This is a genomic window from Butyrivibrio sp. WCE2006, assembly GCF_000701985.1.
Classification (GTDB): Bacteria; Bacillota; Clostridia; order Lachnospirales; family Lachnospiraceae; genus Butyrivibrio.
In genome coordinates this window covers 51,799-66,584 of sequence record NZ_JNKH01000016.1, presented here as the reverse complement: position 1 = coordinate 66,584, position 14,786 = coordinate 51,799, and the positions used below count along the sequence as shown (strand labels likewise).

The following is a 14,786-nucleotide window of genomic DNA, read 5'->3' as shown; positions in this document are numbered from 1 at the left end:
ACACTATAAAGGTATTAAAAAAAATTCCCAAAAAAACAACCTCCAGAGTTAGCGCTAAGCAGCTAACTTTGGAGGTTTGTTTTAGTTTTAAGTATCTTTATAAATCAATAATACATTTTTATACTAAGGACCACTTAACACCTTCGCGGGTATCCTTGATCTCAACACCTTTAGCAAGGAGTTCATCACGGATAGCGTCAGCTGTTGCGAAGTCCTTCGCCTTCTTGGCTGCAGCTCTTCTCTCGATTGCATCCTTGATGAATGCTTCAAGCTCAGGATCGATATCAGCAGAATCATCTGCAAGTGCATGTCCGATAAGATCAAGTGAAAGAACCTTGTCAAAGCTGTCAACTACAGCGAGCTTAGTTGCTGCATTTGTATCTGCCTTGAGGATATCATACAGAAGTGTGATAGCCATTGATGTATTAAGGTCATTGGATATTGCTTCTGCAAATTTATCTTCAAAGTCCTTCTTAACATCAGCGTCAATTGCATTGCTGTTTCTTACTGCTTCAAGGAATGCTGCAATATTCTCATTGTTTCCATTATTGTCCTTAGCGGACTTTTCGGCAGCTGCCTTGTAAGCATTGGCTGCAGCCTTGAGCTCATCATCAGAGTTAATGAGTGCTTCAACCTTTTTAACAAGGTTGTTGTAAGCAGTCACAGTGTTATCAAGCACATCAAAGGAGAATTCCAAAGGCTTTCTGTAATGTGACTGGAGGCAGAAGAATCTGTAAACCAGAGGATCATAGCCTTTTTCCTTGAGAACTGAAACTGTAAGTACAGCTCCCTTGGATTTACTCATTTTTCCTGCTCTGTCATTTAAGTGATTGGAATGGAACCAGTATTTGCACCATCTGTGACCAAGATAACTCTCGGACTGTGCAATCTCATTGGTGTGGTGAGGGAAAATGTTATCAACACCGCCGCAGTGGATGTCGATGTACTCACCAAGGTGCTTCATGGAGATGCATGAGCACTCTATGTGCCAGCCGGGATAACCAACACCCCAGGGGCTGTCCCATTTAAGCGCCTGATCTTCAAACTTTGATTTTGTAAACCATAATACAAAGTCTGTCTTATTTCTCTTGGCAGTGTCCTCTTCTACATCGTCGCGGACACCTACTGCCAGCTGTTCCTTCTCTACAGCAGATGAGAACACATAGTAATCCTCAAGCTTACTGGTATCAAAATACACATTTCCACCGGCTACATATGCAAAGCCCTTCTCAAGAAGAACCTCAATCATATGGATGAATTCAGGGATGCAGTTTGTTGCAGGCTCTATTGTATCAGGTCTCTTATTGCCTACAGCGTCAAAATCCTTGAAGAAAGCCTTCGTATAAAAATCAGCGATCTCCATTACTGTCTTGTGCTCACGCTTAGCACCTGCAAGCATCTTATCTTCACCTGTGTCAGCATCTGATGAAAGATGTCCTACGTCGGTTATGTTCATAACACGATTAACTTCGTAACCGCAATATTCAAGAGCCTTGATCAGCGCATCCTGCATGATATATGTACGGATATTACCGATGTGAGCAAAGTGATAAACTGTAGGGCCACAGGTGTACATGGACACCTTGCCTTCTTCATTGGGAACAAACTCTTCAATTGTTCTTGAAAGAGTATTATAAAAGCTAAATTTACGGGCCATTTTTCTACTCCTTGAAAATAAGTATTTATAAATAATCTCATGGTGCTCGCAAGAAATAACTACTCTTGCATAGCTAAATAGATTTTGATTTATATAACTTCCTGAACACAATAAGAAAAAGCATTCAAGAATCTTATACGATAAACATCATTTGAGATTATATCAGAAAAACTGCGATTTTTACAGTTTCCATGAAATTTTAACGTTATGAAATCAAAGCCTGTCACACTCTCTTCGCACATAAAGAAGCTTTCTAAAACCTTCCTGGGATTCTCACAATGCCTTAATGACAACGTTACATCAATATAAAAACCTTGCCTAAACTAATAGACAAGGTTTTACAATATTTTTCTTATATTCAAATGATTTAAATGTCTGCCTTTGTTTGATTACAAAAAACTTTGGCTTCATTTAGTCTGTCTCAGTTATCATAACAGGATCCCAGCCAAAATCCTGATACTGTTTTATTGGAAGATTATTAGCCTCAACATACTGCGCAATCGTATCTATTCTTACTTTTTGCCTGTTTTCATCATCAGGTTGTATTTCCATAAATCTATCGAAATATTCACCAAATATTTTTTTCGCACTGGCATTCCAGGCAGAGCCATCCTCGCATACATCAAAGGATGTAACCTCATAACCGTTCTCTGTCTTTTTAAGGTGCATAGCTCCCGGATAATTACCGCCGGATGCTGTCATTAGGGTATCCCCATCAAGATCATAGTTATAGATATCAAAATCTCCATACACTATGACATCTTCAGGATTTGATTCGTCTATAGCCACTTCACGTACTACCGGAATTGAAACATCAGATTTCTCATATTCAGCAGCTACTACCTCAACCAGATGCTTGTTAACTGCATAAAAAACTGAGTCCTTATCAGGATACTCATACTGTGGAAGACTAGTCAGCGCTTCTCCTGCTTCTGCCTCGTTCTCAGATTTTGCTTCAGATTGTTCCTTATCCGATGACTCTGCTTCTGTATCTGATGCCTCCTCTGCCTCTGTTTCTGGCTGAACTTCTTCCTTTGCAGGTGCTTCTTCCTGCTCTACAGACCCTGCTGTAGCACTAATGTCTGCTTCAATAGTCTCTGTAGAGCTTTCAGGTTCCGCATCACTGCCAACCAGTTCTTCGTTTTTGCCACCACATCCACTTATAATGAGCATCGCTCCGCACATAAGTGCCAGGAACTTCTTACAATTTCTGTTCATTAACTTCCCCTCCTCATAAATAAAACTATATGGTAATTATACTTTATGCTACTCCCAAACTAAAGTTACACAATTATGCATTTGATAAAGATTTTATAAACTTTGTTGCTTACCACAACTCTGCATAGGAAATCCAACGGAATTTCCTATATGATAAGAAAGGCTCTCCACACTATTTCATACATGCAGTCATAATGAAACTACAGTATATGTATCTGTGTGGAAAGCCAGGCATTAGATAGACATTACAATATTCATAAATTCCTTATATTTACGCGAGAGATTCGGCATAGGAATTATTAGTTCCGGAAGGTACCTCATCTCTCCATCATCTTTTATAACAGTTCGTTTATCCTGATTTACAATAAAAATCTCTGATTCAAAATCCCATGTATATGAATTGTAATCAGTCATATATTTCTTTTCAGGAAAAAAAGATGAAAACATTTCTTTTTCCACATCATCCATCTCTTTGCTATCCTGATACTTCTTTGCTCTGATATGTATGATATGATTTGTAAAGTCAACAGTCACATTTTTCACAATTTCACTTCTCCCTCTTCACCTGTATAAAATATTTCCCATGATATACTATACCTTTCCTACTTATTCTACAACAATTTATTCAATACAGTTTTGGAATAATAAACTTCCAGCTGAATACTCTCGAGTCCTGTTGAAGGCAAATATTCAATTGGGATTTCTTCTGAACTGTTAAACAAGTTATCCCAGAAATTGATAAACTTATATTTATACACAGTTTTAATCGCATAACTAACAGCCCTGCTCACAAGCTCTATCCAACTTTCATCTAATTTCATATTCCCATGTAAGGACTGTGCTTTGTCAGTAACATCCAACCATCCGCCATCTACAAATAGCAGAGTTTTCCTTATCTCCAAACCTTCATCACTGAAGTTCACCAGTAAATATACTGATGGTTCATCCATTACAACAGACGGAACTACCCCTGTATCCATATCTTCATAACATATTGAATAAGTCTCTGATTTTATCCAATAATTCATAATTTCAGAAGCAAATGTCGTAAGCATAGCATTAAGCTGATCGTTCTGCAGCGCTTCAAGTCTTCTGTCTATTTCAGTTTCCACATCAAAATCGGTAAGCGCCTGTTCAGTCTCATCCTTCGTTCGAACAAACAGTTCTCTAAAGAATTCAAAAATATCCCATAATCTGTCAACAGGAGTTTTCAATTTATATTGATATATGAGCAGCACCCAGTTCTTGTTTTCAAATGCTTCTGTATCCGGATATTCCAGCATTATCATTTTCTGTCCCTTAGGCAGCTTATCCGGTAATTCTGTAGTGTAAATCCTGGTCTCATCAATCATATTTGTGAGAGCTTCTTTATATTTGTCACTTCTTAAGCTTTGTTCCATCGCCCATGAAATCAAGCCTTCCATCTGAATATAATCAATTTTTGGTGCCATTCCAACAGCTGCCATAATCCAAAGAGAAACCGCCTCTTGATAGCTCATTCCATACTCTGTACAAAGCTTTGCTGCAAAGTAATTAAGCAATGATGAGTTATAATGTACTCCGCCTCGATCATTCATGTCACTTGGTTTGTCAGTTCTAGGAGTATAAAATCTCCCCCATACACTACTGGGCTGTGAAAAGTCTTCCGGATTAAGCATACTTCTAACTGGATAACCCATATTCTCTCCCAATAACCATGTTGTATCTTCAGTATCATTACATATATACTCAGCAAGATTCCCGATTATATCAGACATTGCTTCATTTATAGCTCCCGTATCATTTTCATACATGTTTTGCATCATTACTGTTGTTGTAAATGCATGTGTGTACTCATGTACCATAACGTCAAGCGCCAATGTGAAGTTTGTTGGATTCCCACTTGCTCCATACGGTGTATATCCAAAGAATACCCAACCATTAAATTTTCCAAGAAAGGCGGCATTTTCATAAACATTTCCATTTCTGAAGCGAAGCTCCTTCAAAATTATCTGATCAGTCCCCATTCCATCCGGACCATTCCATCCCATAGCTGAATAAAAATCATTGGCGCGAATATAATTATATAGAGTATAAATATCATGATTATCCCAATCCTTATTGTCTTCACTTTTTACAAGCACAATATCATGATTCTCGCCATATGCCGCTTCATAAAAGTCTGCAACAGCAATTCTCCTGTCAAGATCTCCAAGATACCAGCATCCCTCAGACTCACTTCGCATAACAGGAATCGTAACTGTTCTTTCATTACCATAAGCGTCAGTAACAACGCCGGTAAAGGTATCTGCTATGAGGCCTTCAAAAATATCCTTCCGTGGATATCCGCCCCGGGCTTCCTGATCAGATGGTTCTTTTACCGGAAAACTAATGATATATGTACCATCAAGTTTAATATAATGTGCAAGGTATGGTTTCTCCTCTCCTTCGGTGTTTTTTGTATATACAACCCATACCAGCTCGTTAATCATATAATCTTGATAATCCAAATTTAAAAGCTCACCTATCGTAACCGGACATCTGTAGATCCTTTCTGTATATTCACTATATACCTCTGTTTCCAGGCTATTTTTTTTACAATTGGAAACAGCAATCTCTTCCGCCTCTATTCTGCTTATTCTCTCTGCCTTATTTTCTTTCTCTGAATCAATGCAGGAAAAAACAGCAGTCACTTCATCGTTCTCATCAAGAGCAATTTTAATGCCTCCTCCCAGCACTTCTTCAAAATCACACATCTGACAAAACACATATATCGTGTTATTGTTCATGGTTATTTTTAAACGTAACTGAAGCTCTGTATCCGATGAACCTCCAAGTATATCTACAAGCTGATATGCCAGGTGATAAGCCGCAATAGCATCAGGCACTTTCCCAAACAGGGTGCTTTTGCCAATATAATAGATCTGGTCATTCTCCTTCTTGAATGGAACATCACCATTAGAATCTTTAAGTGCAGCTTCCGTAATCGGATTTGAAAATCCATCCTGCATTGCTTTAGCAACAGCACTATCCCAGGAATCCAGATTCATTCCGGCTTCTTTCATCAGCTGGTGCTCATCAGCTATTGATAATCTAATATCCTGATTCCATTCGTCGGATACGTCTTTTGAATCACTTCCTGCCGCAATTACGGGAACAGCAATCATTGACACAATCAAAAGATATGAAAAAACAAGCTTACACAACTTCATTCTCATAGATAACCTCCAAAAATGGACCAAAGACGCCACTGATACAAACATCAATTGCCTGGAGTACGCAATACGATCGCAAATACTTTAATCCATGATAACATAGTAAATATGCTAATCTTGGAGGAATCCATATCATTTCTATATACTAACTATTAAGTTTTTATGAACTGTTCAGAGAGGGTTATTATTTTCACTTTCTAAAAACAACCCAGTTATGTGACCACGGAACAGGTAATCCAAAAAGCGTTCTTACTTTTCCTGTTGCCTTCCTGTACCAGGAATAATTCCAGCCTGCACCCATATCCATGTATACGGCATTAGTAACACCGATTCGTTTAAGCTCCTCCATGAACTCGCCAAAATGCATCATCTTCACAGAATCGATTACACAAAGATGTCCATTGAGCTCTGCCAGGGTTCTGTAACATCTGGCTCTGGGTCTGTCGAAATTCATCACTGCCTTTTTATTATTTATCATCGCAAGCTGCATAAATCCGCTGCCGCCTGCCTCTGCAGCCTTTTTGACAGCTTTCTCTTTATCACCAAATTCAAAACCGAATTTTCCATCAGCAAACACGAAGGCTCCGTCCGCATCCCTGTCATAGGGACTGTCATAGAACTCGCCATGGGATGCATGATCCCCTTCAATATTGTCCTGTGAGAATCCCAGCTCGACTGCATGCTGAAAAGCTGCCCCGCAGCACCAGGTTATTGACTCATCGGACTGTGAAGGACGATTGCCGCATTCCATATCCACTGTCTTATACTCAGGGAAAAATATATACACCTTATCTGTCCTGTAAATGGTGGTTCCATCTCCCGGAAGTATCTCTTCTACCGACATACGAGTCGCATCAATGCTCTCAGGAATATTAATGTGATACTGAGATATAAGCCCCATAAAAATAAATATAAAAGCGGGAAGTACCAAAAACGAAGTCATGTAGCAAAGATGATACATGATCCTCAAGGGCTTGAATTTAATCTTCTCAGGTCCCCATAAATAAATGACCAGTGCCACACTTTGAAAAACAGGCAATGTCCAATAGACAATATAAGGAGCTGACATCTGTGCTACAAAGAAAGTAGTGTAAGCACCATATGAAAGGAGCGCCATGGACATAAGCCACATTCCTGATAAACGTTTTCTCATATTCATTGGCTTTTCTTCCTTTCTTTCTTTTGTTTAAGCAGCTCATCCCTAAGCACCTTAAAGGAATCAATCTGTGATTCGATACTTACGATCAATAGGAAAATGGCAATGTCTGTCAAATATTGAAGCCCGTTCTCCCACAAGATATCTTTGGCAAAATCCAGGTTACTGTTAGCCACAATCAGGATGATATAAACCACAACCTTATAGATAATGGCTATTCTGTTCAATATAACATTCCCCGGATTGCCTTTTTTTGCATAATTGATTATGAAATGATTTATCGTAATAATTATCGTCATCAGAAACGACATGCCTGCTGCCGCAAGGTATATACTTCCCTGCACACCGATCACAAGATAGGTATCAAAATCCTCCTCTCCCCACAACTGTCCAAGCACAAGATGCGCTTCCTGATACATGAGACAGAACAGTACTCCGCCCATCATTCCCTTGGCAACATCCCAGCTGTATCTCTTGTAGGCAAAATACATACATACTACAGTCACAAGCTTTACCAATACTTCAAACATGGCAAATTTATCGCCATAAGGCCGTATAAGAACTGCAGAGATGACACTGGTAATAACAGCAAAAAGGCAGGCTGTCGTCATCATGTATTCATTTAAGAATATTGATTGCTTCTCACTTTCCATAATACTTACTCCAAATCCTCATATTCTTCATTTTCAGAAGGACTCTCCTTAACCACAAATTTCATCAGTCTGCTGTGATGGATTATAAAAACTGCCAGCAGCAGGAAAAGGTGCGTATAAAATATACCGACTATGTAATAATTCCTCTCCAGTAAAAATCCCATTCTGAATCCGAAAAAGCACATTCCACCACACAAAATTATGCACAGTATAAGCATCGGAATTCTTAAGAATGCATTTTTTATAGCTTCCACAAAATCCCAGAAGGATGCATCAAAGTAAACAAATCTACCAACCATTAATCCCAGATAATACATCATTACCGGACTGTACTCACTTTCATCACCGATAAAGTTCAGATAAATAAGAATTATTATCGCGTAAAACATAGCCAACATTCTGATGGAAGCCTTTTCTTCCTTAGAAAGACGTGCCAGCGGAATAATGAGTTTATCCAGAAATGAGTTGAATACACAGGATAAACAGATGAGAAGCAGAAGTGCAAAGTCCTTACCATCACTCCATCCTCTGTAGAACAGTCCCGTAAAACGTCCCGAATGTCCTGCACCATTTTGCATCAGTGTGTAAACATGATTAAAAACAACATAAGCACAGGCGAACGACATAACAGATGTACCTGCAATTATCATCTCATAAAAAAGCTGAACATATTTGTGAAAGTTCACGGGCACAGCACCTTTACGCTCCCTTCTTGGCAAAAAGGTCGCTGTAAATTCCGCCCCTCCCAAAAGTACAAAGTTACAAACCAAAACCCCCAGTAATCCCACGGCAAAGAAAAGAAGTTTCTTAAGCCATGTAAACTCCGGGTTTAAATAAGCATCTAATGTCATTTGTAGTTTTCCTCCCCTAGATGTATATTGGCACGATTACTACGTAATCCTGCACACAAAACTTTTTATCAATCTATCCTGAATCTGTACACCCTGGTCTCGTAAGGTCTGTACATTCCATGTCTCACAGCATAAGTACACATTTCACTTCTCACAAGATCCTGAAACATGTTATCCCCATATCTTATGTACTGCTTTCTGTCAGGATAATTGCACAGCATAAGCTGTCCCCTTTTTCCTATATACTTTTCCGGAATCGTAACCTTTACCGGAATCTTTGCAAAGGAACATATTATCAGATAGCTCACAGTTCCATAGCTTCTCTCATACATATAAACATTCGGATCATTCGGATAGTATTCCTTATAATTACCATACAAAAGAGCCTTGGAATTTCTTCTGAGAGAAAGACATTTTCTGTAGAAATTCAATATACTGAATTCGTCCTTCTCCTCTGCTGCCACATTGATCTTTTTATAATTAGGATTAACATAAAACCACGGCTTTACAGTGGAAAAACCTGCATATTTTGAGTCATTCCACTGAATGGGAGTGCGCGCAGAATCCCTGCTTGACAAATGTATTCTCCTAAGTCTTTTTTCCTCACTGTCCTTTAAATGATAGGTATTGTAATTTGCAATACTGGAAACATCCACATACTTGTCTATAGAGTTAAGACGTATGTTGGTCATTCCAATCTCCTGCCCCTGATATATAAACGGAGTGCCCTGTAAAAACAGATAGCATACCGCCAGCATAGTTCCGCTTTCCCTGTGATAATACTCACTTCCGTAGCGGCTTATGATACGCGGATGATCATGATTTTCAAGATACAGAGAATTCCATGCTCTTCCTGCAAGTGCCAGCTGCCACTTGGTAAACGCCTTCTTCAGTTTTATAAGTGAAAATGGTCTGTGAATGTACTGCGTGAAAAGACAATCTGCCAGCATATGATCAAAAGAAATCATCATATCCAGAGACTTGTTTTCCCCTGTCACATATTTAAGTGCAGAGTTAACCGTAGTCATAGGCCCCTCACCTATCTGAAAACAATCATATTCGTTGCATACCTGTCTGAATTCGCCAAGATATTCGTGAATGTGCGGTCCGTCTTTATAGTATGGCATACCGTTAACCGCAGGAATAAAAGGAATCCCGTTAGGAAGCCCCTCTTTTTTGGATATAAAGTTTATTACATCCTCTCTGAAACCGTCCACCCCCATATCAAGCCAGAAACGCATTATGGACTTTACTTCTTCCCTGACTTTCTCATTGTCCATATTGAGGTCAGGCTGCTTTTTGGCGAACAGATGGAGATAGTACTGGCCTCGCTGCTCGTCATATTCCCATGCCTTTCCATCGAAAATGCTGTCCCAGTTATTGGGCTTATCACGCCATATATAATAATCACTGTAAGGGTTGTCCTTCCCCTTACGGCTCTCGATAAACCAGGGATGCTCATCAGAAGTATGGTTTATAACAAGGTCCATGATAACCTTAAGCCCAAGTTCATGGGCCTTATGCAGTACCTTTTTAAACTGATCAAGTGTACCGTAATCAGGATGAATGTCCTTATAATCAGATATGTCATATCCAAAGTCCGCATTGGGCGAAGGATAAAGCGGTGAAAACCAGATTCCGTCCACCCCAAGGGACTTAACATATTCCAGCTTGTCATAGACACCATATAAATCACCGATACCATCGCCATTACCATCAGCAAAGCTTCTGACCCAAATCTGATAAAAAGCCATCCGCTTGTACCAGTCTTTTTCTTTTTCCGCAGACTTTTCCTGTCTACCATCAGCAGAATTATTGACACTACTTTCTTTGATTTCTTTTTCATTTTCTTTCAGATCATCATTACACATATCACACCTCAATAATCGTTTACTGCAGAATGCAAGATTCTTGTGGGTTCTTTAGATAGAAATAATCGTCAAGTGCCAAGGTCAAAAAAGCAACCGGCTGAATATTTCAGCCGGTCACCCCAAATCCTTATATTCATTATAAAACTTTTACTTTAAGCTGTTAAGAGGCTTAAATTCCAAAGCCGGTGCATCAGGATATTCCAAATTGGAAAAGCGATCATTATATTCCTCTTCGGAAAGCTCCTCCCATTTTCCATCGCTATAGGAAACTGCCCATTTATACTCAGCTTCGTCAGTTTCATCAAGTTTCAAAGAGTACTGTAAAAACAGTTCACTTGAATTAGGCTCAAGATTCCAGCTGGTTGCTACATTTACTCCCGCACTCTCAGAGACATACTCTGAAATAAAGGGACCGTTAACCTTATAGTAATCTCTGAAATGCCCTGAAACTACATGAACAGGCTTACCATTCTCAGAACCGAAAATGTCATATACCTGCTGGTTCTCAATATCACCTATGAACATCTCATCAACGCCATCACTGTTGCAGTCAGCATAAGCAACTCCGATTGCCTCCATGGGATCCTTTGCTTCATCTCCTTGTGAGATTGCGTAGTAAACGGGACTTAAATCAGCTGCCTCAAGCTCGTTTGCATCCTTGGCACTCTCAACAGTTGCGGCAATTTCCTTTGCAAGATCGCCATATAAATCCTCACCCTTAGTGCCGCCACCGTCTACATAAGTTCCACCCTGTTCTGCCTCTAAAGTAGAAGCTATATCTCTGCAGCTGTCCTCAAGCTTTTTATATGCCTCCGGCACTTCTTCATACTTCGTATAATCCCATTGCACTTCTGAAGCAAAGCTAAGGAGCACATGATGAAGCTTTCCATCGGCATCTGTGAGCTCACCAATCTTGGTTCTCATTCCGCCGTATTCTCCATAGTTATCAGCTAAGCAAATACCGAAAACGAATCCGCCATATCCGTCATCATGGCCTTCCTTTTCATAAATATTTATTTCATTATCATTTGTATATGCCAGATAAGTTCCTTCAAGTTCCTTTGGCATTGTAATTGACATAAATCCGTTGGAAATCTTACCGTCTGCGTCAGGAGCAGTTTCCTTACCCATCCAGTCTTCATCAACATTTTCACTTTCCGCATCGGTGCCAGTTGTTTCTTCCTCAAGAGCATCCTCTGATGATTCGTCCTCTGATGCTGCATCCTCAGCACTTGCAGCCTCTTCAGTAGACTCTTCACCTTCTGATGAAGCAGTATCTGTAGTTGCGCTTGCATCCTCTGATATGTTTTCCACAGCACTTTCTGTCTGGGTAGCAGCGCTGCCACAACCTGACATTGCAAAAACACAACCAATAACCAATAATAAAATCTTATTCTTCATTTTTCCCTCCTTCAAAGTAAGAAACACTCTTAATCTACTATCAGTCTAGTATGCTGCGTCCAACAAATGTCCAACATATGGCAAATGACAGATATAATATGTATAATCTGCTTATGGAAAATCATTCTCTCTTCATTCCGTTAATGCTCATGTCCAGGCCTTCCTTTACGCTTCTGCCTGCAAACTCCATGCTCTTTAACACGCTGTTCTTGGTCTTCTCAGTGATTTCCCTGGCATTTTCCGAGAATTCCTTAACGCCATCAGGAAGCCTGTCCTTAAACTCCTCAAGATCCTCTTTAAAATCCACCTTGAAGTCCTCAAAGTTCTCCTTCATACCGCCGTATATATTTCTTGGTATGTCGAAAATATGCTCCGTTCCCTTTATTATCGTAGCTGCTGACTCAAGAACATAATCTGAGCTCTGCTTCTTCTTAACAGGAAGCTTTTTGTTTTTTACCATGTCACGTATTATCCCATATCGCTCATATGCAGCATGAACAGCATCGCTCCAGGAGATATAAATCTCATCCATGGCATGCTGTCCCACATCATGTACAGCATCAAGATTTCCTGCTGCCTTTTTCAAAAGTGCTGCCATTGATTCAGCATTCTCATCTATGAGATAACCGTTTCGTCCATCGGTGATACCCTCTGCGGCACAGGATTTTTTTATAAGAACACTTCCAAGTCCGCAGGCTGCTGCCTCTCTTACAACTATTCCATTAGTGTCATATACAGATGGGAATAAGAAAAGGTCAGCCCTTGTATTCCATGCCCTCAAAATGTCTCTGTCATAAACAGGTCCTGTAAAAATAACTTTTCCCGGAAGTGAGCTTTCAGATGCATCGCCCTTTTCATTTATACAGCATATTCCAATGTCCTTTACCTTCTGCTGCATCTCCTCCATATCAGGCCCACTTCCTATAAATACCATGCGATAATCAATACCGTCCTCTGAGAGCTTTTTAAGAGCATCGATTATGAGTGGAAGTCCCTTGTACTTAATAATTCTTCCCACGAATAAAAATACCGGAATACCTTCAGGAAGGTCATGACCTCCTGTGACTTCCTTCACTTTATCTGCATCTACCCTGCCCTTGGCAAAGTCAACTCCGTTATTCATAACGTGCACATCGCCCTCATATCCAAGGGATTTAAGGTTATCTCCTGCTCCCTCCGATACTACCCATACTTCATCACAGGCCTCTATATTTTTAACCATAGCTTTTACGGTTTCTTTTTTTAAGAATCCATCACCTACTGCTCTTGCAATATCCACATCGAATTTAGTGTGATAGGTAAACACTATAGGTGCACCGGTCTCGTTTTGAAGAATCCTCGCCATAAGCGTTGAAGCTGCAGGGCAATGTGTGTGAATGATATCCGGACCAAATTCTGCCATCTGCATTATTTCACGCATGGCAAGAGGATTCCCTGTCCTGTATCCTTTGACAAGCTCAGATGTATCAAAGCTGCTGTAGGGAATAACCTTGTATGGATATCCATCATATTTGGCATCCGGATAGCGCGGAGTACCAACGACAACTTCCGCTCCCAGTTCACTTGTCAAAATCCTTCCATAATTCATTACCACATTTGCCACACCATCGATGACCGGTGGAAATGAATCGTTCAATAAGCATATGTTCATTAAGTTCCCCTCCGAGTTGTAATATAGAAATTCAAATATTCATTCTAATGTCTGTTGTACTGTAGATTTCAAGGCAAAATAGCACCCGCAGAATTGCGGATTTATTTTTGTTACTCCCCATACTCATACTATTATAATCTTAAATATGGTATAATGTACTACATGATTTTTATCTTTTGTGGAGGAATGAAAAGTGAGTTTTACTGTATTTGCAGACGGCTGTGCCAATCTGCCCAAGCAGCTGCTTGATGGAATTGAGCTTTTGCCCTGTGACTATCTTGTAAATGACATACCTGTAACTTACACAGGTGATATTGAAGATTTTGATGGTCATGCATATTATGAAGGACTTAAAAATGGGGATAAGGTAAAAACGAGCCTTCTTAATACCGCATTGTTTCTGGAGCATTTCACACCTATCGCAAGTAAGGGTGGAGATATTATCTACATAGCGATGAGTTCCGGGATTAGCGGAACCTATAACGCTGCTGTTGCTGCTGCAACTGATCTTATGGAAGAATATCCTGACAGTTTTATACATATAGTTGATTCACATGGCTGTGGTTTTGGTAACGGTATCCTTGCATTAAAAGCTGCAAAGCTTAACAAGGAGGGCTGCGACACTAAAGAGGCTGCAAGAATACTGGATGAAGCAGTTCCGCACGCATGTCAGTACTTCACGGTGGATGACCTTAATTTTCTTAAAAACACAGGTCGCGTAAGTGGTGTTACTGCTCAGATAGGAACCATTCTTAATATCAAGCCCATATTATTCGGTGACAGCACCGGCCACATTATATCCTGTGACAAAGTCAGAGGAAGAAAAAATGCGATAAAGGCCATCGTTCAGAAATATGCCGAGAAGCGCATTGTTGATACCGATGACCAGATAGTATGCATCTCCCACGGAGACTGCATAGATGATGCCAATAAACTGGCTGCCATGGTAATGGAGATAAATCCCAAGGCACGCATAACCATATCACAGCATGAACCTTTCTCAGGTGCTCATGTTGGTCCCGGAATGCTTGGTCTGTTTTTCTGGGGAATCGAGAGATAAGAAAATATAAACCCTGCTCCGCAAATATTTCACACCAATTCTGAAGGTTATAACCTTCCGGTGTAAAATATGCG

Annotated in this window: 11 protein-coding genes; 1 reads left to right on the top strand and 10 read right to left on the bottom strand. The window is 40.0% G+C overall.

Annotated features, from left to right (window positions below; translation table 11 throughout):
- Nucleotides 1-118 precede the first annotated feature (118 nt).
- From cysS to T501_RS11565, 10 genes are all read right to left on the bottom strand, one after another.
- Complete coding sequence (gene cysS, locus T501_RS11610; protein WP_044914941.1) at nt 119-1,657, bottom strand: cysteine--tRNA ligase; 1,539 nt, start codon at nt 1,655-1,657, stop codon at nt 119-121.
- 411 nt (nt 1,658-2,068) lie between these two features.
- Nucleotides 2,069-2,875, bottom strand: a complete 807-nt coding sequence (locus T501_RS11605; protein ID WP_044914939.1) for an ICP22 family protein — start codon at nt 2,873-2,875, stop codon at nt 2,069-2,071.
- A gap of 234 nt (nt 2,876-3,109) precedes the next feature.
- The gene (locus T501_RS11600; RefSeq protein WP_044914938.1) at nt 3,110-3,418 is read right to left on the bottom strand and encodes a hypothetical protein; all 309 of its coding nucleotides are present in this window, start codon (nt 3,416-3,418) and stop codon (nt 3,110-3,112) included.
- Between the two features lie 68 nt (nt 3,419-3,486).
- On the bottom strand, nt 3,487-6,072 hold the full coding sequence (locus tag T501_RS11595) for a M4 family metallopeptidase (protein ID WP_044914936.1): 2,586 nt from the start codon (nt 6,070-6,072) through the stop codon (nt 3,487-3,489).
- Between the two features lie 187 nt (nt 6,073-6,259).
- Nucleotides 6,260-7,228 carry a hypothetical protein gene (locus T501_RS11590; protein ID WP_044914935.1) on the bottom strand — a complete coding sequence of 323 codons (969 nt, stop codon included), beginning with the start codon at nt 7,226-7,228 and terminating at the stop codon, nt 6,260-6,262.
- Entirely contained in the window at nt 7,225-7,878 is a 654-nt protein-coding gene (locus T501_RS11585; protein WP_026510866.1) for a hypothetical protein, read from the bottom strand. Before T501_RS11585 ends, T501_RS11590 begins: the two co-directional genes overlap by 4 nt.
- Before the next feature lie 5 nt (nt 7,879-7,883).
- Entirely contained in the window at nt 7,884-8,729 is an 846-nt protein-coding gene (locus T501_RS11580; protein ID WP_026510865.1) for a hypothetical protein, read from the bottom strand.
- 68 nt (nt 8,730-8,797) lie between these two features.
- Nucleotides 8,798-10,600 (bottom strand): alpha-glucosidase, encoded by a 1,803-nt coding sequence (locus T501_RS11575; protein WP_050008280.1) that lies wholly within the window; start codon nt 10,598-10,600, stop codon nt 8,798-8,800.
- A 147-nt stretch (nt 10,601-10,747) separates the two neighbouring features.
- The gene (locus T501_RS11570; protein WP_044914933.1) at nt 10,748-12,001 is read right to left on the bottom strand and encodes a hypothetical protein; all 1,254 of its coding nucleotides are present in this window, start codon (nt 11,999-12,001) and stop codon (nt 10,748-10,750) included.
- Nucleotides 12,002-12,122: 121 nt separating this feature from the next.
- Entirely contained in the window at nt 12,123-13,652 is a 1,530-nt protein-coding gene (locus T501_RS11565) for a glycosyltransferase (RefSeq protein WP_050008279.1), read from the bottom strand.
- 193 nt (nt 13,653-13,845) lie between these two features.
- Here T501_RS11565 and T501_RS11560 point away from each other — a divergent pair, with 193 nt between their 5' ends.
- Complete coding sequence (locus tag T501_RS11560; protein WP_044914931.1) at nt 13,846-14,712, top strand: DegV family protein; 867 nt, start codon at nt 13,846-13,848, stop codon at nt 14,710-14,712.
- Nucleotides 14,713-14,786: the final 74 nt, after the last annotated feature.

What these genes read in the sequence shown, in the direction of transcription:
- cysS (WP_044914941.1), bottom strand. Translation starts at nt 1,657, where the DNA reads ATGGCCCGTAAATTTAGCTTTTATAATACTCTTTCAAGAACAATTGAA.
- T501_RS11605 (WP_044914939.1), bottom strand. Translation starts at nt 2,875, where the DNA reads ATGAACAGAAATTGTAAGAAGTTCCTGGCACTTATGTGCGGAGCGATG.
- T501_RS11595 (WP_044914936.1), bottom strand. Translation starts at nt 6,072, where the DNA reads ATGAGAATGAAGTTGTGTAAGCTTGTTTTTTCATATCTTTTGATTGTG.
- T501_RS11590 (WP_044914935.1), bottom strand. Translation starts at nt 7,228, where the DNA reads ATGAATATGAGAAAACGTTTATCAGGAATGTGGCTTATGTCCATGGCG.
- T501_RS11585 (WP_026510866.1), bottom strand. Translation starts at nt 7,878, where the DNA reads ATGGAAAGTGAGAAGCAATCAATATTCTTAAATGAATACATGATGACG.
- T501_RS11580 (WP_026510865.1), bottom strand. Translation starts at nt 8,729, where the DNA reads ATGACATTAGATGCTTATTTAAACCCGGAGTTTACATGGCTTAAGAAA.
- T501_RS11575 (WP_050008280.1), bottom strand. Translation starts at nt 10,600, where the DNA reads ATGTGTAATGATGATCTGAAAGAAAATGAAAAAGAAATCAAAGAAAGT.
- T501_RS11570 (WP_044914933.1), bottom strand. Translation starts at nt 12,001, where the DNA reads ATGAAGAATAAGATTTTATTATTGGTTATTGGTTGTGTTTTTGCAATG.
- T501_RS11565 (WP_050008279.1), bottom strand. Translation starts at nt 13,652, where the DNA reads ATGAACATATGCTTATTGAACGATTCATTTCCACCGGTCATCGATGGT.